At 70.7% G+C, this 19,603-nt stretch carries 17 protein-coding genes; 9 read left to right on the top strand and 8 right to left on the bottom strand.

Annotated elements, in window-relative coordinates; all coding sequences use genetic code 11:
- The first annotated feature begins 89 nt into the window (after positions 1-89).
- A complete protein-coding gene (locus FCL41_RS11295) occupies positions 90-1,043 on the top strand; it encodes an alpha/beta hydrolase fold domain-containing protein (protein ID WP_137067008.1) in 954 nt (317 codons plus the stop codon).
- 56 nt (positions 1,044-1,099) lie between these two features.
- On the opposite strand, the gene nucS is transcribed toward FCL41_RS11295, so the two are convergent.
- Complete coding sequence (gene nucS, locus FCL41_RS11290; protein WP_175422350.1) at positions 1,100-1,783, bottom strand: endonuclease NucS; 684 nt, start codon at positions 1,781-1,783, stop codon at positions 1,100-1,102.
- Positions 1,784-1,911: 128 nt separating this feature from the next.
- Here nucS and FCL41_RS11285 point away from each other — a divergent pair, with 128 nt between their 5' ends.
- Positions 1,912-3,096 (top strand): 3-hydroxyacyl-CoA dehydrogenase NAD-binding domain-containing protein, encoded by a 1,185-nt coding sequence (locus tag FCL41_RS11285; RefSeq protein WP_137067006.1) that lies wholly within the window; start codon positions 1,912-1,914, stop codon positions 3,094-3,096.
- Between the two features lie 78 nt (positions 3,097-3,174).
- Here the strand turns inward: FCL41_RS11285 and FCL41_RS11280 are convergent, their stop codons facing one another.
- Positions 3,175-5,475 carry a LuxR family transcriptional regulator gene (locus FCL41_RS11280; protein WP_138868061.1) on the bottom strand — a complete coding sequence of 767 codons (2,301 nt, stop codon included), beginning with the start codon at positions 5,473-5,475 and terminating at the stop codon, positions 3,175-3,177.
- A 356-nt stretch (positions 5,476-5,831) separates the two neighbouring features.
- On the opposite strand from FCL41_RS11280, the gene FCL41_RS11275 reads away from it, so the two are divergent.
- Both FCL41_RS11275 and FCL41_RS11270 read left to right on the top strand, forming a co-directional pair.
- On the top strand, positions 5,832-6,608 hold the full coding sequence (locus FCL41_RS11275; RefSeq protein ID WP_137067004.1) for a hypothetical protein: 777 nt from the start codon (positions 5,832-5,834) through the stop codon (positions 6,606-6,608).
- Complete coding sequence (locus FCL41_RS11270; RefSeq protein WP_137067003.1) at positions 6,605-7,396, top strand: alpha/beta fold hydrolase; 792 nt, start codon at positions 6,605-6,607, stop codon at positions 7,394-7,396. The genes FCL41_RS11275 and FCL41_RS11270 overlap by 4 nt, the downstream gene beginning before the upstream one ends.
- Positions 7,397-7,491: 95 nt before the next feature.
- On the opposite strand, the gene FCL41_RS11265 is transcribed toward FCL41_RS11270, so the two are convergent.
- From FCL41_RS11265 to mce, 3 genes are all read right to left on the bottom strand, one after another.
- Positions 7,492-8,685 carry a coiled-coil domain-containing protein gene (locus FCL41_RS11265; protein ID WP_137067002.1) on the bottom strand — a complete coding sequence of 398 codons (1,194 nt, stop codon included), beginning with the start codon at positions 8,683-8,685 and terminating at the stop codon, positions 7,492-7,494.
- A 193-nt stretch (positions 8,686-8,878) separates the two neighbouring features.
- Complete coding sequence (ccrA, locus tag FCL41_RS11260) at positions 8,879-10,219, bottom strand: crotonyl-CoA carboxylase/reductase (protein WP_137067001.1); 1,341 nt, start codon at positions 10,217-10,219, stop codon at positions 8,879-8,881.
- 150 nt (positions 10,220-10,369) lie between these two features.
- A complete protein-coding gene (mce, locus tag FCL41_RS11255) occupies positions 10,370-10,825 on the bottom strand; it encodes a methylmalonyl-CoA epimerase (protein ID WP_170970331.1) in 456 nt (151 codons plus the stop codon).
- 116 nt (positions 10,826-10,941) lie between these two features.
- On the opposite strand from mce, the gene FCL41_RS11250 reads away from it, so the two are divergent.
- From FCL41_RS11250 to FCL41_RS11240, 4 genes are all read left to right on the top strand, one after another.
- The gene (locus FCL41_RS11250) at positions 10,942-12,135 is read left to right on the top strand and encodes an acetyl-CoA C-acetyltransferase (RefSeq protein WP_137066999.1); all 1,194 of its coding nucleotides are present in this window, start codon (positions 10,942-10,944) and stop codon (positions 12,133-12,135) included.
- 8 nt (positions 12,136-12,143) lie between these two features.
- On the top strand, positions 12,144-13,115 hold the full coding sequence (meaB, locus tag FCL41_RS11245; protein ID WP_137066998.1) for a methylmalonyl Co-A mutase-associated GTPase MeaB: 972 nt from the start codon (positions 12,144-12,146) through the stop codon (positions 13,113-13,115).
- Positions 13,116-13,242: 127 nt separating this feature from the next.
- Positions 13,243-13,413 carry a hypothetical protein gene (locus tag FCL41_RS17100; RefSeq protein WP_170970330.1) on the top strand — a complete coding sequence of 57 codons (171 nt, stop codon included), beginning with the start codon at positions 13,243-13,245 and terminating at the stop codon, positions 13,411-13,413.
- Between the two features lie 26 nt (positions 13,414-13,439).
- Entirely contained in the window at positions 13,440-13,961 is a 522-nt protein-coding gene (locus tag FCL41_RS11240) for a PH domain-containing protein (protein WP_170970329.1), read from the top strand.
- A gap of 38 nt (positions 13,962-13,999) precedes the next feature.
- Here FCL41_RS11240 and FCL41_RS11235 read toward each other — a convergent pair whose 3' ends face one another.
- A complete protein-coding gene (locus FCL41_RS11235) occupies positions 14,000-14,755 on the bottom strand; it encodes an SDR family NAD(P)-dependent oxidoreductase (RefSeq protein WP_175422349.1) in 756 nt (251 codons plus the stop codon).
- A gap of 219 nt (positions 14,756-14,974) precedes the next feature.
- Between FCL41_RS11235 and FCL41_RS11230 the strand changes: the two genes are divergently transcribed.
- A complete protein-coding gene (locus tag FCL41_RS11230) occupies positions 14,975-15,943 on the top strand; it encodes a tetratricopeptide repeat protein (protein WP_137066996.1) in 969 nt (322 codons plus the stop codon).
- 85 nt (positions 15,944-16,028) lie between these two features.
- Here the strand turns inward: FCL41_RS11230 and ppdK are convergent, their stop codons facing one another.
- Together ppdK and FCL41_RS11220 are read right to left on the bottom strand one after the other, a co-directional pair.
- Positions 16,029-18,695 (bottom strand): pyruvate, phosphate dikinase, encoded by a 2,667-nt coding sequence (gene ppdK / locus FCL41_RS11225; protein WP_137066995.1) that lies wholly within the window; start codon positions 18,693-18,695, stop codon positions 16,029-16,031.
- Between the two features lie 96 nt (positions 18,696-18,791).
- A complete protein-coding gene (locus tag FCL41_RS11220) occupies positions 18,792-19,592 on the bottom strand; it encodes an NUDIX hydrolase (RefSeq protein WP_137066994.1) in 801 nt (266 codons plus the stop codon).
- Positions 19,593-19,603 lie beyond the last annotated feature (11 nt).

The following is a 19,603-nucleotide window of genomic DNA, read 5'->3' as shown; positions in this document are numbered from 1 at the left end:
CTCTCTGGACGTCGTCACCTGCCTCGTTACCTTTCGCTTCACCATCCGGAACGGGGAGAGCAGGGAGCGTTCGAGTGATCAGTTCCAGCGTGAAGAAGTCAGTGGCGGCCATCGCGGGGGCGGCTGCAGCCGTGGTGGCAGCCTTGGTGCCGATGGCCCCGGCAGCCCAGGCAGCCGACCAGGCCTGCAAGAACTACAGCTCCTCGAGCAGCACGTGCGTGAACACCCAGCGCACGATCGCCGGCTCGACGTACAGCACCGACTGGTACCTGCCGCAGGGCACCGCCAGCGCCCTCATGGTCCTCAACCATGGCTTCTCCCGTGGCTGCGGCAACCTGCGCGGCACCTCGAAGGCCGTGGCCGAGAAGGGGGTGATGGTGCTCTGCGTCAACGGTGACATGACCGCGGGCAACCCCGTACTGGGTCGCGACCTCGCTGCTGCCCTGACCGCCGGGACGATCACCCCGCCCGGACGCGCCCTGCCCCAGCGAATCATCGTCGGCGGACACTCCGCAGGTGGCCACTTCGCCGGTGCCGTGGGCGCGGCCCTCTCGCGCACCGCGCCCCAGCGGCTGGCCGGCGCGATCCTCTTCGACCCCGTCGCGGCCGAGGGATTCAGCGCGGACCTGGCCGCCATCTCCGCGGGCGGTACGCGTCCGGTGCTCTCCGTGGCCGCTCGCCCGAGCGTCACCAACCTGGCCAACAACTCGTTCGGTGCCCTGCGGGACCTCGCCAACCCGTACGTCGGCATCCAGCTGGTCTGGAAGTCCTACGTGCTGGGTGTGCCGACCGGCGGCAGCTGCCACACCGACGTCGAGGGGGAGGACACCGACTTCATCGGCACCGCCGGCGCCCTGTGCTCGCCGAACTCCACCCAGACCGCGCGGCTGCGTGACTTCGGCTCGTCGTGGGCGCGTGACCTCGCCACCAACACCCGCACCGCTGCGTACTGGTGCACCGACGCCGCAGTGGTCTCCACGTGCGGCTCGAAGGTGAAGGAGCTGGTCGACCGCTCGCTGCCGCTGGCGGCCCCGATCCGCTGACCTCTCACCCACACAACGACACAGGGCACCGGCCTGGCCGGTGCCCTGTGTCGTGCTCAGAAGAGTCGGTGCTCCGCGTCGTCCATCCCGCGCAGCGCGTCGTAGTCGACGACCTTGCACTGGATCCCGCGGTCCTCGGCCAGCACCCGTGCCTGCGGCTTGATGAGCTGGGCGGCGAAGATGCCGCGTACCGGTCCCTTCGTGGTGAGCAGGGGGTCGCGGTTCAGGAGCTCCAGGTAGCGGGTGAGCTGCTCGACCCCGTCGATCTCGCCGCGTCGCTTGATCTCGACGGCCACCGAGAGCCCGGAGGCGTCGCGACACATCAGGTCGACGGGACCGATGGCGGTGGGGAACTCGCGGCGTACGAGGGTCAGGCCGTCGGCGATGGTGGCCGGGTGCTCGGCCAGCAGCTCCTGGAGGTGCTTCTCGACGCCGTCCTTCTGCAGCCCCGGGTCGATGCCGAGGTCGTGCGAGGAGTCGTGGTGGATCTCGTCGATCAGGATGCGCAGGGTGTCGTCGGTCTTCGAGGTCACGGTCCACTCGGGGCGCCCGTCGTCGGACGTGCCCTCGCGCAGGACGCAGGGCGGTGACATCCAGTTGAGCGGCTTGTAGGAGCCGCCGTCGCTGTGCACGAGGACCGACCCGTCCGACTTCAGCATCAGGACGCGGGTGGCCATCGGGAGGTGCGCCGACAGGCGTCCGGCGTAGTCGATCTGGCACGTGGCAACGACGAGTCTCACGGGCGAGCAATCTACCCGTAGCGGGCCCAGGCGCGGCATCCGGCCGCGCAGCCGATTGTGGCGTGCGTCTCGTATATATGGTTTCTCCGCCCCTTGTTACCGCCGGGTAATGCTGGCATGGTGCGTGCATGACTGAGACCGCAGCCGGCACCGAGCAGCTGACCCACGACCTGGTCCTGCCGTACCTGAACCACGCGATCCGCATGTACGCCGAGGGCTACGCCTCGCGCGAGGACATCGACGCCGCCATGCGCTTCGGCTGCGGCTATCCCGTGGGCCCGCTGACCGCGGTCGAGGAGCTCGGTCTGGAGAGGGCTCGGGATCTCCTGGCCGCCCAGTACGCCGCCACCGGCGACGAGCTGCACAAGCCGGCTCCTCTCCTCGAGCAGCGTGTCCAGGCCGGGGCGACCACGCTGGCCGCCGCTGACGAGGGCGAGGCCGTGGCGGAGCCGCAGCTGCGCCACGAGATCAGCAGCGTCGGCGTCGTGGGCACCGGCACGATGGCTGCTGGCATCGTCGAGGTCTTCGCCAAGGCGGGCTTCGACGTGGTCTTCGTCGGCCGCAGCCAGGAGAAGCTCGACGGCGTCGTCGCCGGCATCGCCAAGTCGCTGGACCGAGCGATCGCGAAGGGCCGGAGCACCGAGGAGGCCAAGTCCGAGGTGCTCGGTCGGCTCACCGGCGTCACGGGGCGCGAGGCGCTCGCCGACGTCGACCTGGTCGTCGAGGCGATCGCCGAGGACCTCGCGGTGAAGACGGAGCTCTTCTCCGACCTGGACCGCATCTGCAAGCAGGGCGCGATCCTCGCCACCACCACCTCGTCGCTCCCGATCACCACCCTTGCCCGGACCACGTCGCGTCCGGAGTGGGTCATCGGCATGCACTTCTTCAACCCCGCCCCGGTCATGAAGCTGGTCGAGGTGGTCACGACCGAGGCCACCTCGTCCGAGGTCGACGAGACCACGCGTGCGCTGTGCGGCCAGCTCGGCAAGGTGGCCGTCTCCTGCGGAGACCGCGCCGGCTTCATCGTCAACGCGCTGCTGTTCCCCTACCTCAACGACTCGGTCAAGGCCGTGGAGTCCGGCCGGGCCGACATGGAGACCGTCGACGCGGCCGTCAAGGAGCACGTCAACCTGCCGCTCGGACCGTTCGAGCTCCTCGACGTCGTGGGCAACGACGTCTCACTCGCCATCCAGAAGGAGCTGCACGCCGAGTTCAAGCACGACGGGTTCGCTCCCGCCGCGATGCTGGAGCAGGTCGTCGCGGAAGGTCGCCTGGGTCGCAAGACCAAGCGCGGCTTCCACGACTACGCCTGAGTCCCCACCGTCGTCCCGCTCCGGGAGCCCCAGCGGCCCCCGGAGCGGGACTTCCACCGTCCGGGGCCCTCACGCGCTTCAGCGGGTGTCGGCCACCATGGCAGCGAGGCGTGCGCGGCTGTTGATGTCGAGCTTGCGGTAGATGTTCGTCAGGTGGCTGTCGACGGTCCTGGGGGAGACGAAGAGCTCCTCGGCGATCTGGCGACTCGTGAGCCCGTCGGCCACCCGGTCGGCGATCTCGCGCTCGGCACGGGTGAGCGCCTCGAGCACCGTGTCCTCGGCATCGGCCTGGTGGTGCGCCACCTTCGCGTACCGCAGCCCGAGCGGGGTCAGGTGGCCGGCGTCCAGCCAGCCCGGGGGCACGACCCGGGCGCAGAGCGGACGGCGTGCCGCGAGCAGGCCCCACGGGGCGGCGTTGTGGTGCTCGCGCACCGCGGCGGCGGCGCTGGCGAGCGTACGCCCGTCCCGCTGGTCCTGGGCCTGGGCGACCAGCGCCATGCCGTCGAGGACGTCGGCGACCCGCAGCGGCATGGGCATCGCCACCGCCTGCTCGAGTACCGTCCGGAAGGTCTGGGCGGCCTGGGTGAGGTCGCCGAGCTCGAGGAGGGAGAAGGCCAGGATCAGCCGTGCGTCGACGGCGTCACGACCGAGCTGCGAGCTGTCCGCCAGCGCGACCACGTCGGCGGCCAACCACTTCGCCTTGGCCGCGTCACCGCTCTCCAGCAGGTCACGGGCGTCCTGGAGCAGCACCGGGAGGCGGACCGACCAGGGCAGCGCGGTGCGCTCGGTGGTCGTGATCGGGGCTGACGGGTCGATCTGGCGCAGGAGGGTCTCGGCGAGCAGCCGGATCCGGTCCTCGGCGAGCTGGCGCGACTCCTCCGCGGCTGTCCGGGCGAAGGCCTGCGCCTCGGCCAACCGCCCCTGCTCCAGCGCGGTGCGTCCCATCAGCACGCGCGTCGAGAGGCTGATCCACAGCTCGCTCTCCCCACCCTGGGAGCGGATCACCTGGTTGGCCAGCGAGGAGGCGGCAGGGAACTCCGCGCGCGAGACGTGGATGTCGACGAGCGTACGCATGGCCTGACGGTTCGCGCCGTGGCCGCGGGCGTCCAGGTCGAGCGCGCGCCAGGCCTCGGCCTCCGCTCGGCTGAAGTCGCCGGCGTCGAGGTGCATCTCGGCGCGGATCGCGGCCGTGCGGGCCAGCTCCAGGGTGGGGTCGGGTGCCTGCTGCGCGTGCTCGTCGGCCCGGTCCAGCAGCCACAGACCTTCGTACGTGCCCCGCACCTCCGAGGCGGCGATCCCTGCCCGGCGGGCCAGCTGCGCGCCGATCGCGGCCGGGCCGTCGCCGCTGCGCAGGGCAGCCTCGAGCACCTCCACGGCGTCGCGGGCGCGCATGCAGGTGTAGAGGGAGGAGAAGATCCTGTTGGCGAGCGAGTAGCCGAGGTCGCGGGTGGCCGGATCGGCGCACGCGGTCAGGACTGCGGCTCGCATCGCGGGGAAGTCCGTCAGCCAGACGGCGTCCGCCGCCCCGACGTTGTCCTCGGCGGGGGCGACGGCGTCTGCCCAGCGGTGGAGTCCGGCGAGGCTGTCGCGGCGGTCGCCCTCCTCCGCCCGGCTCAGGACGAAGTCGCGGACAGGGGCCAGGAGGGCGAACCGCCCGTCGGCGTGGACCTCGAGCAGGTTGCGCCGCACGAGCTGGGCCGCCAGGTCGCGTGCCTGGGCGAGGTCGATGCCGCAGACCGCCGCCAGCACGTCGATGCTGGCGTGGGAGTCGAGGTGGGCGAGCCGCCGCAGGCAGTGCTGGGCGTCGGGTGGGAGCACGTCGTAGGAACCGCGGAACGCCTCGATCAACGTCGCCTGGGGCGCGACCCCCGTGACGCCCAGGAGTGCGCACTGCACGGCGACCTGCTCGATGAGCAGGGGCAGTCCTCCGGTCGCACGGAGGAGCCGGCGCACCTCGTCCTCGTGGGCGACGAGGTCGACCTGGCCACCGGCGGCCCTGACGCGTTCGACGAAGACCTCCAGCGACGGCCCCGCCAGGGGGCCGACCTTCCCCGGGACGGGGAGCGGCCCGACACGGACCACCCGCTCACGGGGCTGGCCAGCCTGCGAGGTGGAGGTCACGACCATGCGTGCCTGCGTGGTGGCCTCGACGATCTCCTGGAAGACCGGCCCCAATGACCCGTCGTCCATCTCCAGCCCGTCGACCACGAGCAGGACGCCGGAGTCGTCCAGGCCGCGCCGCAGCGAACCCAGGAGGGAGTCTCCGGGAGCGCGGTCGAGGTCGAGGGCGTCGACGCACGCGGCCAGCACCTCGTCAGCAGTGCCCAGCCCGACCGCGTCGACCCAGAGCGCGTCCAGGTCGCGCGTGGCGTGACGCACCAGTAGCGTCTTCCCGCAGCCGTGCGGCCCGGTGACCGTCACCCAACGAGCGGTCGACAGAACGTCGACCAGCCCGTCGAGGGCCCGCTCGCGGCCCGTGCACCGAGAGAACACTCCAGCAATCTATCGTCCCGCGACGGGGACGACCACGAAACGCGCCTGCCGAAATGGGTAGGACTACCGATGTGCGGAGGTACTCCCGTGCAGGAGGGTGGTGACCATGCTCGCGCAGGCGGCCCGATCGGGGGACGGGCCGGCCAGCGCGGTGCGTGTGGGGGCCGTGGTTCTCGGGGGAGACTGCGGCCTCCTCCATGCGCGCTGGTTAGTTGATTGTCGACCTTGACTAGGCTGGATCCATGGAAGCTCTGCTGGTGCTGCTGGTCATCGTCGCTGCCGCTGTCGGCGGGGCCACCTACTTCGCCTCCCGTTCGAGCGAGCGGGCCGCCGCCCGCGCCGAGGCCGAGCTGGCTCCCGTCCGTACGCTCGTCGAGGAGGACGTGACGGCTCTGGGCGTGGAGCTCCAGGGGCTGGACGCCGATGTCGCGGCGCACTCGCTCGACGCTGGCGCCACCGCCGACTACCAGAGGGCGCTCGACGCGTACGAAGCCGCGAAGGTCGCCGCAGGTCGCCTGAGCAGCCCCGACGAGGTGCGGCACGTCACCGAGATCCTGGAGGACGGTCGCTACGCCATGGCCTGCGTCCGTGCCCGGGTGGACGGTGAGCCGTTGCCGACCCGCCGCCCGCCGTGCTTCTTCGACCCCCGCCACGGGCTCTCGGTGGCCGAGGTGACCTGGGCGCCCCCGGGTGGCGCCAGCCGCGACGTCCCCGCGTGCGCCCTGGACGCGGAGCGGGTACGCGCCGGTGCCGAGCCCGACGTCCGCCAGGTCATGGTCGGCCCCCAGCGCGTGCCCTACTGGCAGGGTGGCCGCGCCTACGAGCCGTACGCCGCGGGCTACTACGGGGCGTTCGCCCCGATGCAGTGGATGTTCATGGGCGCGCTCTTCTCCGGTGGCTTCGGAGGGTTCGACGGCTTCGGCGACGGAGGCGGCGAGGGGATCGGCGACGCAGCCGACGACGGCGGCATGGGCGGCATGTTCGACGGATTCGACGGCTTCGGCGGGTTCGGCGAGTGACGGCAGTCGCCGCCCCCCTGCACACCGTGCAGCTGGGGGAGAAGGGCAGTCCGCTCGTCTTCTGCCACGGGCTCTTCGGCCAGGGACGCAACTGGACCCAGATCGGCAAGCAGTTCGCCCAGGACCACCGAGTGCTCCTGGTCGACCTCCCCAACCACGGCCAGTCGCCGTGGACCGAGCAGGTCGACCTCGTCGAGGACGCCGACCGGCTGGCTGACCAGCTCAGGCCCTTGGGGCCCGTCGCGCTGGTGGGCCACTCGATGGGTGGCAAGGTGGCGATGCTGACGGCGCTGCGTCACCCGGAGGTGGTCGAGCGGCTCGTCGTCGTCGACATCTCGCCGGTGACCTACCGCCACCTGGGCGAGTTCTCCGGCTACATCGACGCAATGAAGGCGATTGACCTCGGCCAGCTCGAGCGCCGGGACCAGGCTGATGCGGCGTTGCAGGAGGCCGTGCCCTCGCGTGGCGTCCGTGGCTTCCTGCTGCAGAACCTGCGTCGCGACGCCGACGGACGGTGGGCGTGGGTCGCCAACCTCGATGCCCTGCGCAAGCACCTCGCCGACATCGGCGGGTGGCCGGACGAGTGGACCGAGGGCGTGGAGCCGTACGAAGGCCCTGTGCTCTGGATCGCCGGCGCCGACTCCCACTACGTCAAGGAGGAGTACGCCCCGGCCATGGAGGCGCTCTTCCCGCGGGTGCGGCGGGTGACCATCAAGAATGCCGGGCACTGGGTGCACTCCGAGCGGCCCGACGTCTTCGTCGAGGTGCTGGAGCGCTTCGTCAGCTGACGATGCCGTCGGGGCGAGAGCCCGATGGCGGGTGTGACAGCCAAGGGGGCTGAAGGGCGGGGACAGCCTCCTTCGGCGACGTCCCCGCCCGTCAGTCAGCTGTCGTCGTCGGCGAACCCGGCGACCACGTCGCGCAGGGCGCCGAGCTGGGCGGTGATCGCCTCGCGACGCTTGGCCATGCGGTCGACTTCTGCCCGCAGCGCGGCGAGCTCGCGCTCCGACTCCGCGTGGCCCGAGGCGGCGATGGCCTCGGCCTGGGTCTTGGCCGTCGTGACGATCTGCTGCGCCTCGCGACGGGCCCGCGAGATCACGGCCTCGGCCTCGGTCTGGGCCTGCTGGCGCTGAGTGGTGGCCTGCGTCGTCGCGGCGCGGGCGCGCTCCTCGGCCTTGGCGGCGCGCTCCTCGGCCTCCTTGACCAGTCGGGCCGTCTCGGCGGTGGCGGAGGAGTGGTGGTCCGCCGCCTCCTTGGCCAGACGCTCCTTCTCGACGGCCAGGGTGCGGCGCGCCTCCTGCACCTCGCGGTCGGCGGCGGCGCGAGCCTGCTCGGCCTCACGGATCGCGGTCGTCCTCAGGTCCTGCGTCTCCTGCTGCGCGGCGAGGCGAAGCTGGTCGGCCTCGCGCTTGGCGGCGGCGCGCAGGTCCTCGGCCTCCGCGATGGCCAGGGCCCGCTCGTGCTCGGCGTCGGCCATCACGCGGGCGCGGCTGTCCTCGAGCTCCTTGAGCTGGACCGTACGCATGTCCTCGGCCTCGCGGGAGGCCTCGGCGAGGATGGCACGACCGTCGCGGTGAGCCTGCTCGCGGATGTCCGCGGCGTCACGCTCGGCGGCAGCGCGCACGTCGGCGGCCTCGTCCTCGGCCAGGCGGAGCATGGAGGCGGCACGGCCACCGAGGCCTGCGTACGTCGGCTTCTCGGCCTCGCCGAGCATCGCCTTGGTCTGCTCCAGCTCGCTCTCCATCGCGGCCGCCTGGGCCTTGGCCTGCTGGAGCTGCGTCATCAGGTCACTCTGGGCAGCGGCGACCTTGGCGAGGTGCTGGTCGACGGCGTCCTTGTCGTAGCCGCCGCGGCGCACCAGCGGGAGAGCTGGCTGTGCAAGGGTGCTCGGGCGAGGGGCGCCGGGTGAGGGGGCGCGTGCGGGGGTGACGCGCACGGGTGCGGCCACCGCCGGCTGCACCTGGGTCTTCTCGGCCTCGTGGGGCTTCGGGTGAACGGCGACGCGCTGCGTCTTCTGTTCGTCGGCTGCCTCCTGCGGCTCCGAGTCGAAGATGGACAGGCCTTCGTCGCGGTTCATGTGTGGAACGCCCTTTCAAATGCGTTGGTGTGGTTTCTCAACCCCCCGAGGACCAGTGTTACTCATGGGAGAAGCGAACACACCCCGGGTCGCCGAACTTCATGTGACGAAGTTCGGCGACCCGGGGTGTGAGGCTGCTCGAGACGCTCGGCGCGGGGCGCCGGACCCCTCGGGGCAGTGTCAGACTGCGAGATCAGACCCCGCGGAAGCGGTTGATCTCGTTGATGTGCTTGTCACGCATCTCGTGGTTGAGCACGCCCAGGCCCGGCTCCGGAGAGAGGCACAGGACGCCGACCTTGCCCTGGTGGGCGTTCTTGTGGACGTCGAGGGAAGCCTGGCCCACCTCGTCGAGGGAGTAGACCTTCGACAGGGTCGGGTGGATGGCGCCCTTGGCGATGAGGCGGTTGGCCTCCCACGACTCGCGGTAGTTGGCGAAGTGGCTCGAGATGATGCGCTTGAGGTTCATCCACAGGTAGCGGTTGTCGTACTCGTGCATGTAGCCCGAGGTCGAGGCGCAGGTGGTGATGACGCCGCCCTTGCGGGTGACGAAGACGGAGGCGCCGAAGGTCTCACGACCGGGGTGCTCGAAGACGATGTCGATGTCCTCGCCGCCGGTCAGCTCGCGGATCTTGGCGCCGAAGCGCTTCCACTCCTTCGGGTTCTGCTTGGTGCCCTCCTCGTTCCAGAACTGGTAGTTCTCCTCGGAACGGTTGATGATCAGCTCGGCTCCCATGGAGCGGGCGATCTTGGCCTTCTCCTCGTTGGAGACGACGCAGACCGGGGTCGCGCCACCGTTGATCGCGTACTGGGTGGCGAACCCGCCCAGGCCACCGGAGGCACCCCAGACGAGGACGTTGTCGCCCTGCTTCATGTTGCCGCCGTTGGCGGAGACGAGCTGGCGGTAGGCGGTGGCGTTGACCAGGCCGGGGGAGGCGGCCTCCTCCCAGGTGAGGTGCTCCGGTTTGGGCATGAGCTGGTTGGCCTTGACCAGGGCGACGTGGGCGAGGCCACCGAAGTTGGTCTCGAAGCCCCAGATGCGCTGCTCGGTGTCGAGCATCGTGTCGTTGTGGCCGTCGGGGCCCTCGAGCTCGACGGAGAGGCAGTGGGCCACGACGCGGTCGCCGGCGTGCCACTTCTGCACGCCGGGGCCAGTGGCCAGCACGACGCCGGACAGGTCGGAGCCGACGACGTGGTAGGGCAGGTCGTGGCGCTTGCCGAGGTCACCGGTGCGGCCCAGACGCTCGAGGAAGCCGAAGGTGGAGACGGGCTCGAAGATCGAGGTCCACACGGTGTTGTAGTTGATGGCCGAGGCCATCACGGCCACCAGCGCCTCGCCCGGGCCCAGCTCGGGGAGGGGGACGTCGTCGACGTGCAGCGACTTGCGGGGATCCTTGTCGCGACTGTCGATGCCCTCGAACATGCCGGCGTCCTCCTTGCGGACGAACGCGGCGCGGTAGTGGTCGGGGATCTCGAGGTTCGCGAAGTCCTCGGACGTGGCGTTGCCGGACTCGATGGCGTCGAGGATGTTCTGCACGGGGCTCTCCTAGGAGGATCAAGGGCGTTCCGGTGAAGGTTACGTGTCAGTAACCTCCACGGGAAGAGGTGTGCGACAGTTCACACGGCCCCGCCGGGGCAGGCACGGTTCCTGCTCCGTGGGAGCCGTGCGAACTGCGACGTGCGTGCGTCAGTGGTCGGCGTCGGCAGCCGGCTCGACGAGCTCCACCAGGACGCCGCCGGCATCCTTCGGGTGCACGAAGTTGATCCGGGAGTTGGCCGTGCCGCGCTTGGGGGCGTCGTACAGCAGGCGTACGCCGCGGCTGCGCAGGATCTCGCTCACGGCCTCCACGTCGGTCACGCGGTAGGCGAGCTGCTGCAGGCCCGGGCCCGAGCGGTCGAGGAACTTGGCGATCGTGGACTCGGCGTTGAGCGGCGCCAGGAGCTGGATGAAGGAGCCGGAGTCCGCGACGGCCACCATGGCCTCGCGCACGCCCTGCTCCTCATTCGTCTCGGAGTGGGCGACCTCCATGCCGAAGACGTCGCGGTAGAAGGCGATGGCCTCGTCGAGGTCGGGAACGGCGATGCCCACGTGGTCGATCGCGGTGAACAGGTGGGAGGGGATCTGCACAGTCATGCCCACCATGGTCACCCGACGCCCACGAGGGCCGTCGGCGGGTCCACATCCGGGACATCGCCCGGCCTCGGGGAGGCGGGGTCTAGGCTCACCTCATCTGTTCGGATCCAAGGAGGGCCCCACTCATGTCAGGCACCACTTCTGTCATCGTCGCCGGCGCGCGCACCCCGATCGGCCGTCTGCTCGGAGGTCTCAAGGACCAGTCCGCAGCAGACCTGGGTGGCGTCGCCATCGCGGGGGCCCTGGAGAAGGCCGGCGTCTCGGGCGAGCAGGTCGAGTACGTGATCATGGGCCACGTGATCCAGGCTGGCGCCGGCCAGATCACCGCCCGCCAGGCCGCGGTCAAGGGTGGTGTCCCGATGGCTGTGCCCGCCCTGACCATCAACAAGGTCTGCCTCTCGGGCATCAACGCCATCGCGCTGGCCGACCAGCTGATCCGCGCCGGTGAGCACGAGATCGTCGTCGCCGGTGGCATGGAGTCGATGACCCAGGCCCCGCACCTGCTGCCCAAGTCCCGCGAGGGCTTCAAGTACGGCGACACCGCGCTGGTCGACTCGATGGCCTACGACGCCCTCTTCGACCAGTTCACCAACCAGGCGATGGGTCTCCTCACGGAGGAGTGCAACGCCGCGGCCCAGAACCTCACCCGCCAGGAGCAGGACGAGTTCGCCGCCCGGAGCCACCGCCTGGCCGCCGAGGCGCAGAAGAACGGCGTCTTCGACGACGAGATCGTCCCCGTCACCGTGCGCAGCCGCAAGGGCGACATCGAGGTCGCCCACGACGAGGGCGTACGTGGCGACACCACCGCCGACTCGTTGGCCAAGCTCCGCCCCGCCTTCAGCAAGGAGGGCACCATCACCGCCGGCACCGCCTCGCAGATCTCCGACGGCGCCGCCGCCGTCGTGGTGATGAGCAAGGCCAAGGCCGAGGAGCTGGGCCTGACCTGGATCGCCGAGATCGGCGCCTCGGGCCAGGTGGCCGGCCCCGACTCCACGCTGCAGCTGCAGCCTGCCGCGGCGATCGCCAAGGCCGTGGAGAAGGAGGGCATCACCGCCCAGGACATCGACCTCTTCGAGATCAACGAGGCCTTCGCCGCCGTCGGCATCTCCTCGGCCCGTGAGCTGGGTGTCGACGAGGAGAAGGTCAACGTCAACGGTGGCGCCATCGCCCTGGGACACCCCGTGGGCATGTCGGGTGCGCGGATCGTGCTGCACCTCGCCCTCGAGCTCCAGCGCCGCGGCGGTGGCATCGGCGCCGCTGCCCTGTGTGGTGGCGGTGGCCAGGGCGACGCCCTGATCATCCGGGTCCCGAAGGCCTGATCGCACCGATGGACGCACGGACCGGGGGCCGACGCCGCGAGGTGTCGGTCCCCGATCTCGTCTCCCGGGCCCGCGAGGGGCAGCCCGCCGCGATTGCGCGGTTGCTCACGCTGGTCGAGGACGCCTCGCCGCTGCTGCACGAGGTGATGACGGCGCTCGCCCCGTACTGGGGGCGCGCCCACGTCGTCGGACTGACGGGATCTCCGGGAGTGGGCAAGTCGACCTCGACCAACGCGCTCGTCGGCGAGCTGCGCCGCCAGGGGCAGCGCGTCGCCGTCCTCGCCGTCGACCCCTCGTCGCCCTTCTCCGGCGGCGCGCTCCTGGGTGACCGCGTACGCATGGGCGACCACGCCGGTGACCCGGACGTCTACATCCGCTCGATGGCCTCGCGCGGCCACCTCGGCGGCCTGTCGTGGGCCGCGCCCCAGGCGGTGCGGGTGCTCGACGCCGTCGGGTTCGACACCGTCCTGGTGGAGACCGTGGGCGTGGGCCAGAGTGAGGTCGAGATCGCTGGCCTGGCCGACACGACCGTGGTGCTGCTCGCGCCGGGGATGGGGGACGGGATCCAGGCAGCGAAGGCCGGGATCCTGGAGATCGGTGATCTCTACGTGGTCAACAAGGCCGACCGTGACGGCGCCGACACCGTACGCCGCGAGCTGCGCACGATGCTCTCGCACACGGAGCGACCGGAGGGCTCGTGGCGACGCCCGGTCCTCAAGGCCGTCGCGCGGTCGGGCGAGGGCGTGCCCGAGGTCGTGGTCAAGCTGGCCGAGCACCGTACGTGGCTGGAGGAGTCCGGTGAGCTGGCGCGCCGCCGCACTGCACGGGCGCAGCGGGAGATCGAGGCGATCGCCCTGGAGACCATGCGCCGCCGTTGGGGGAGCGTGGGGGAGCGCGGGGTGCTGACCGACCTGGCCAGCCGCGTCGTGGCGGGACGGCTCGACCCCCATGCGGCGGCAGGTCAGCTGCTCGACCACTGAGCGGGTTCGGGCTGGCCAGCGAAAGTTGGGGAAGTCGCGCCGCGCATGGTGTGCCTGCGCGGTTTGTCGGTGCGTGACTGGTACCAATGTCGGGACCTGTGACCTGATCTCGGACGGAGCTTCGACCATGAACGCCAAGAAGGTGCTTCTCGTCCTCCTGGTCGGATTCCTCCTCTACTGGATGTTCTCCGACCCCACGAGCCTGGCTGACTCGGGCGAGTCCCTCTTCTCGAACGTGTGGCAGCTGCTGATCCAGCTCTTCCAGGCGCTGCTCGACTTCTTCACCGCCCTCCTGTGAGGCACGCCGTGGTGACGGGGTGAGTGATGGGTCTGGTCTCCGGCTTTCTCGACCCTGACATCGGTCAGTACCTCCTGCGTGAGGAGGGCGAGGTGGTGGTCGACGAGGTGCGTCACCACTGGGCTGCGTACACCCGCGCCGCGCTGGAGCTCGCGCTCGGTGGGCTCGTGCTGCTGACGGTGCCCTTCGTCCGGGCCGACATCGGCTGGGTACCGATGCTCGTGTGGCTGGCCCTGTGGGGGCACGCCGGCTGGTTGGCCCTGCGGGAGCACATGGACAGGTTCGTCATCACGAACATGCGCGTCTTCCGGGTGAAGGGCGTGTTCGACCGACAGGCCGCCACCATGCCGCTGTCGCGCATCCTCGACATCACGGTGACCAAGCCCTTCGTGGGGCGGATCTTCGGCTACGGCCACTTCTGCTTCGAGTCCGCTGCCCAGGAGCAGGGCCTGCGCGACATCAAGTTCGTCAGCCGGCCCAACGACCGCGACCAGGCGATCCAGCGCGTCGTCCAACGGGCCGGTCTCCGAGGACCCCGTCCCAACTGAGGAGAGCGGGACCCCGACCCAACTGAGCGCAGCGGCCGTCAGCGACGCACGGTGGCGTGGATCGTCTGCCCGCTGAGGGCAGCAGCGCCGGTGCTGGCAAGGAACATGGTGATGGTCGCCACCTCGCCGACGTTGACCTCGGGCACGGCCCGAGGGCGCGTGAGCACGGCACCGGCGTGGTCGTTCACCGGAGGCGTGGCGAGGCGTTGCTGGCTGGGCACGGTCACCCGGGACGGGGTGAGCACCGTGTTGACGCGGGCGCCGTAGCGGGACCAGGCGCGACCGGCCTGGGCGGTCTGGGCGCGCAGCTCGTTCTCGGCGTCGGTGGTGGTCTGGGTCAGCTCGAGCCAGGAGAGCGTGGAGCGGGTGTGCACGACAGCGCCTCCGCCCGGCGCCGTGGAGGAGCAGATGCGCTGACGCAGCTGCTGGGTGAGGCGCTGGGGCCCCACGAAGCCCAGGCGCGCCGAGTGGCACAGGAACTCACGCTCGTGCTCGTCCATGGTGGAGGCCAGTCGGGCCCCGGCGGCGTTGACCAGGACGTCGACCGCGCCGATGCGCTCGGCGAAGGACTCGATCGCGTCGTTGCTCGCCAGCTGGAGCTGGTGGTAGTCGAACCGGGAGAGGTCGGCGTCGTAGAGGGACGGGAGGATCTTCGTGCCGGTGACGGACACTCGTGCGCCGGCCTCGGTGAATGCCTGGGCCACGGCGAGGCCGAGGCCCCGCGTGCCGCCCGTCACGAGGACGTGGCGGCCGGTGAAGTCAAAACCGACGTCGATCACAGATGTCTCCCCCACGGAACTCACGGACGACAGTTGCTCAGGCTGTCGCACCGGTCGAGATGGGTCCGCTTGCGGCAGTAAGCGGACCCATGGTTTGTACCACTTGCGAACCGGCCGGGGGAAGTTCGTGACCACTATCCGGCACCCCTGACGGTAAGTGTCTGGACCATCCGTCGACAGCGTCGTGGGGAGACCTCTGGACACGCGGTGGTCAGCATCCGCGACAATGTCCGCATGAGCCAGCAGCCGTTCTCCCGTCCCGGTGCCTACGACCTCTCTGCACTGAAGCGTCCGGCTTCTTCCAGCACTCCCGCAGGCCCGCCCGTCGCCCAGTCCGGTGGCCAGCCCGCCGGCCAGTCCGCGAGCACCGCGGGGGGCGGCACGGCGTACTCCGTGTCGGCCGACGAGCAGAACTTCCAGGCCGTCCTGGAGGCGTCCATGACGGCCCCGGTCCTCCTGGTCTTCTTCTCCCCGTCGCGGATGCCCGAGAGTGCGCAGCTGGCCGCTGACATGCAGACGCTCTCCGACGAGTTCGAGGGGCGCTTCCTCGTCGGGCTCGTCGACGTCGAGGCCGTCCCCCAGATCGCCCAGGCCATGCAGATCCCGAGCATCCCCTTCGTGGTCGCGGTCGTGGACGGCAGGCCGATGCCGCTCTTCCAGGACGTCGCCCCGATCGACCAGCTGCGCCCGGCGCTCACCCAGGTGGCCCAGCAGCTCACCACCCAGGGCATCACGGGCCGACACCAGCCGCGCAGCACGGTCGTGGTCGACGAGGAGGGTGTCCCGGCAGCAGACCCCCGCTACGCCGCCGCCCAGGACGCGCTCGAGGAGGGTGACATCGACCGCGCGGTCGCGGAGTACCAGAAGCTGGTGGACGCCAACCCGGCCGACGCCGAGGCGGCCGCCGGCCTGGCGATGGCGAAGCTCCTGCAGCGGACCCAGGGCGTGGACCTCCAGGCGGCCCGCCGGGCTGCCGCCGACGCACCGGACGACCTCGACGCGCAGATCATGGTGGCCGACCTGGACATGCTCGGCGGACACGTCGAGGACGCCTTCGCCCGACTCGTCGAGGTCGTGCGCCGCACCAGCGGGGACGAGCGTACGAAGGCGCGCGACCACCTCGTGACGCTCTTCGGCGCCGTCGGCAACGACGACCCCCGCGTCCTGCGGGGTCGTCAGAACCTGGCCTCCGCCCTGTTCTGAGCGGCGCCCCCTACGCGCCACGGGGCGCCGACCCGGTGTGGGTCGGCGCCCCGTGTGCGTGGGCGGTCAGTCAGTGCCGGCGGGCTCAGTCCTCGGAGAGGCTGGCCCGCGCGGCCTCGAGCCGGGCGATCGGCACCCGGAAGGGCGAGCAGGACACGTAGTCCAGGCCCACCTCGTCGAAGAAGTGGATCGAGTGCGGGTCTCCGCCGTGCTCGCCGCACACTCCCAGGTGGATGTCGGGGTTGGCGCCACGGCCCCGCTCCACCGCAGTGCGGACCAGCTGGCCCACACCCTCGACGTCAAGGGTCTCGAAGGGGGAGATGCCGAAGACGCCCTGCTCGATGTAGGTCGAGAAGAAGGAGGCCTCGACGTCGTCGCGGGAGAAGCCCCACGTCATCTGGGTCAGGTCGTTGGTGCCGAAGGAGAAGAACTCGGCCGAGCGGGCGATCTCGTCGGCGGTCAGGGCCGCGCGCGGCAGCTCGATCATGGTGCCGATCTTGAAGTCGATCTGCTGGCCGAGCTCGGACTGGACCTCGGCCGCGACCTCCTCGATCCTGCCCTTGATCAGGTCGAGCTCGCGCACCGACCCGACGAGCGGGACCATGATCTCGGGGTGCGGGTCGCCGCCCTTGCGGACGCAGGCCGCAGCAGCCTCGAGGATCGCCCGAGCCTGCATCTCGAACAGGCCGGGGATGACGATGCCCAGACGCACGCCACGCAGGCCCAGCATCGGGTTCTGCTCGTGCAGTCGCTGGACGGCGTCGAGCAGCTTGCGCTCGTGCTTCTTGCGGTGGCCCTTGGTGTCCGCGAGCGCCAGGCTCACCGAGAGCTCGGTGATGTCGGGCAGGAACTCGTGCAACGGCGGGTCGATCAGACGGATGGTGACCGGGAGTCCGTCCATCGCGGTGAGGATCTCCTCGAAGTCGCCGCGCTGGCGGGGGAGCAGTGCCGCGAGGGCCTCGCCCTGGCCGGCCGCGTCCTCGGCGACGATGAGGTCCTCGACGAGCTGGCGCCGGTCGCCCAGGAACATGTGCTCGGTGCGGCACAGCCCGATGCCCTGGGCTCCGAAGCGCCGGGCGCGCAGGGCGTCCTCACCGGTGTCGGCGTTGGTCCGCACCTGCATCCGTCGGGTCTGGTCGGCGTGGGCGACGATGCGCGCGACGGCCTCGACGAGCGGGTCACCGGCGACCTCCTCGCCCTCGAAGTGGCGCACCACGGCCGACGGGGTGACGGGAACTGCGCCGGCGAAGACCTCGCCGGTCGACCCGTCGATGGAGATGACGTCGCCCTCGCGGACGGTGATGCCGCCCCGGACGGTGAACTGACCGGCCTTGGTGTCGACGTCCAACGCCTCGGCGCCACACACGCAGGTGCGGCCCATGCCGCGTGCCACGACGGCGGCGTGGGAGGTCTTGCCGCCCCGGCTCGTCAGGATTCCCTGGGCGACGACCATCCCGTGCAGGTCCTCCGGCGAGGTCTCCTTGCGTACGAGGATGACGTCCTCGCCCCGCTCGGCCCACTCGACCGCGGTGCGCCAGTCGAAGACGGCACGACCCACGGCGGCCCCGGGGGAGGCGTTCATGCCCTTCGCCAGCAGGGTCCGCTCAGCGGTGGTGTCGAAGCGGGGGAACATCAGCGAGGCGAGCTGGGCGCCGGTGACACGGCGTACGGCCTCGTCCATGTCGATGAGGCCCTCGTCGACCATGTGGACGGCGATCCGGAAGGCGGCCTCCGGGGTGCGCTTGCCGACCCGGGTCTGGAGCATCCAGAGCTTGCCCTCCTCGACGGTGAACTCGATGTCGCACATGTCGCGGTAGTGCTTCTCCAGGACGGCCATGATCTCGAGCAGCTCGTCGTGGGACTTCTTGTCGATCTTCTCGAACTCCGCCAGGGAGACGGTGTTGCGGATGCCCGCGACGACGTCCTCACCCTGGGCGTTCTGCAGGTAGTCGCCGTAGACACCCTGGTCGCCCGAGGCGGGATCGCGGGTGAACGCGACGCCGGAGCCCGAGGTCATGCCGCCGTTGCCGAAGACCATCGCCTGGACGTTGACCGCGGTGCCGAGGTCCTCCGGGATGCGCTCCTGGCGGCGGTAGAGCACGGCGCGGTCGGTGTTCCAGGAGTTGAAGACGGCGTGGATGGCCTGGTCGAGCTGCTGGCGCGGGTCCTGCGGGAACTCCTGGCCGGTGTGCTCGCGGATGATCGCCTTGAAGGTCTCCACCAGGTTGCGCAGGTCGTCCGCGTCGAGGTCGAGGTCTGCCTCGGTGCCCCGCTCGGCCTTGAGCGCGTCGAGGGCGTCGGAGAAGTGCTCCGACTCCACCCCCATCACGGTGCCGCCGAACATCTGCACGAGCCGGCGGTAGGAGTCGTACGCGAAGCGCTCGTCGCTGCTTCGTGCTGCGAGGCCAAGGACCGAGGCGTCGTTGAGGCCGACGTTGAGGACGGTCTCCATCATGCCGGGCATCGAGAACTTGGCGCCCGAACGTACGCTCACCAGGAGCGGGTCGGGGTCGTCGCCGAGACGGCGACCCATCGTGGTCTCGAGGGCAGTGAGTCGCTCGGCGATCTCGTCCTGAAGACCCGCCGGGTCGCCACCCTCGGCAAGGTAGGCACGGCACGCCTCGGTGGAGATCGTGAACCCCGGTGGGACAGGGAGCCCCAGGTTCGTCATCTCCGCCAGATTGGCCCCCTTTCCGCCCAGGAGGTCCTTCTGGTCCTTGTTGCCGGCCGCGAAGTCAGTCACCCACGTCATGGGCCAATGAAACCTCAGACACTTCCCGACCGGAAGTGCTGGGTGGGGATCTGAGATCGCCGAAGCGGGTGCCGACGGCCCTCGGAGGGCGTTGGCTCACTCAGATTCGGTGGGTGACGAAGGGCGCCCGGACTCGGTGTAGGTGGCTCCGGCCCGCACTCCAGCCAGTGCCGCCTCGACGCGACGAGTCGTGAACTCGGCGCAGTGGGCACGGATCTCGTCGAGGGTGCAGAACCGCACTGCACGGATCTCCCGCGCCTCCAGCGTGAGGTGACGGGGCAGGTCGTCATCGTGGACGCCGCCGTCGAAGACCAGGCACAGCGCGTCGTCCCAGCCGCTCCAGGCGGGGAGCCAGTCCGTCACCAGCAGGGGGCCGGCCGGCACGTGGATGCCGCACTCCTCGTCGATCTCGCGGGTGACGCCGGCGGCGGGGGACTCCCCCACCTCGATCACCCCGCCGGGCAGGTCCCAGTCCGGCTTGTAGGTGAGCTCGCACATCAGGACGCGGTCCTGCGAGTCGCGCATCAACAACTGGCTGATCGCCCGCTTGCGCGGCAGGAACGAGTTGAGCAGCGCGCGGAAGCCGCCGGGCTCACTGATCGGGGGGTCGGTGGCGAGGCGGGCATACATGATGCGGTCGTGGTACTGGCCGTCCTCGACGTAGCCGCCACGCAGGATGCCCTCACGCTGGAGCCCGGCCCAGGTGGCGATGCGCTGCGCGGTCTCGTCCGCGGGGTCGATCCACGCCTCCACCCGCCCGTGGTCGTGGAGTCCGCGCGCGACCAGGGCGGCCACGAAGGCCGTCGCCTCGCGGAAACCGGACTCGACCAGGTCGGCCGGCCACCAGACGCGCGCCACGCCGGGACGGGTGGTGGAGAGGCTCGGCGGAAGGGTCACGCGCTCACGAT

It is taken from the genome of Nocardioides jishulii (genome assembly GCF_006007965.1).
GTDB classification, from domain to species: Bacteria; Actinomycetota; Actinomycetes; order Propionibacteriales; family Nocardioidaceae; genus Nocardioides; species Nocardioides jishulii.
Note: the sequence above shows the minus strand (reverse complement) of the source record. Positions and strands in the feature narration are given on the sequence as shown.

Bases quoted from the DNA above. Each gene is read 5' to 3' on its own strand.
- FCL41_RS11285 (WP_137067006.1), top strand. From the start codon at position 1,912: ATGACTGAGACCGCAGCCGGCACCGAGCAGCTGACCCACGACCTGGTC.
- FCL41_RS11275 (WP_137067004.1), top strand. From the start codon at position 5,832: ATGGAAGCTCTGCTGGTGCTGCTGGTCATCGTCGCTGCCGCTGTCGGC.
- FCL41_RS11265 (WP_137067002.1), bottom strand. From the start codon at position 8,685: ATGAACCGCGACGAAGGCCTGTCCATCTTCGACTCGGAGCCGCAGGAG.
- mce (WP_170970331.1), bottom strand. From the start codon at position 10,825: ATGGTGGGCATGACTGTGCAGATCCCCTCCCACCTGTTCACCGCGATC.
- FCL41_RS11250 (WP_137066999.1), top strand. From the start codon at position 10,942: ATGTCAGGCACCACTTCTGTCATCGTCGCCGGCGCGCGCACCCCGATC.
- meaB (WP_137066998.1), top strand. From the start codon at position 12,144: ATGGACGCACGGACCGGGGGCCGACGCCGCGAGGTGTCGGTCCCCGAT.
- FCL41_RS17100 (WP_170970330.1), top strand. From the start codon at position 13,243: ATGAACGCCAAGAAGGTGCTTCTCGTCCTCCTGGTCGGATTCCTCCTC.
- FCL41_RS11240 (WP_170970329.1), top strand. From the start codon at position 13,440: ATGGGTCTGGTCTCCGGCTTTCTCGACCCTGACATCGGTCAGTACCTC.
- FCL41_RS11230 (WP_137066996.1), top strand. From the start codon at position 14,975: ATGAGCCAGCAGCCGTTCTCCCGTCCCGGTGCCTACGACCTCTCTGCA.
- ppdK (WP_137066995.1), bottom strand. From the start codon at position 18,695: ATGACGTGGGTGACTGACTTCGCGGCCGGCAACAAGGACCAGAAGGAC.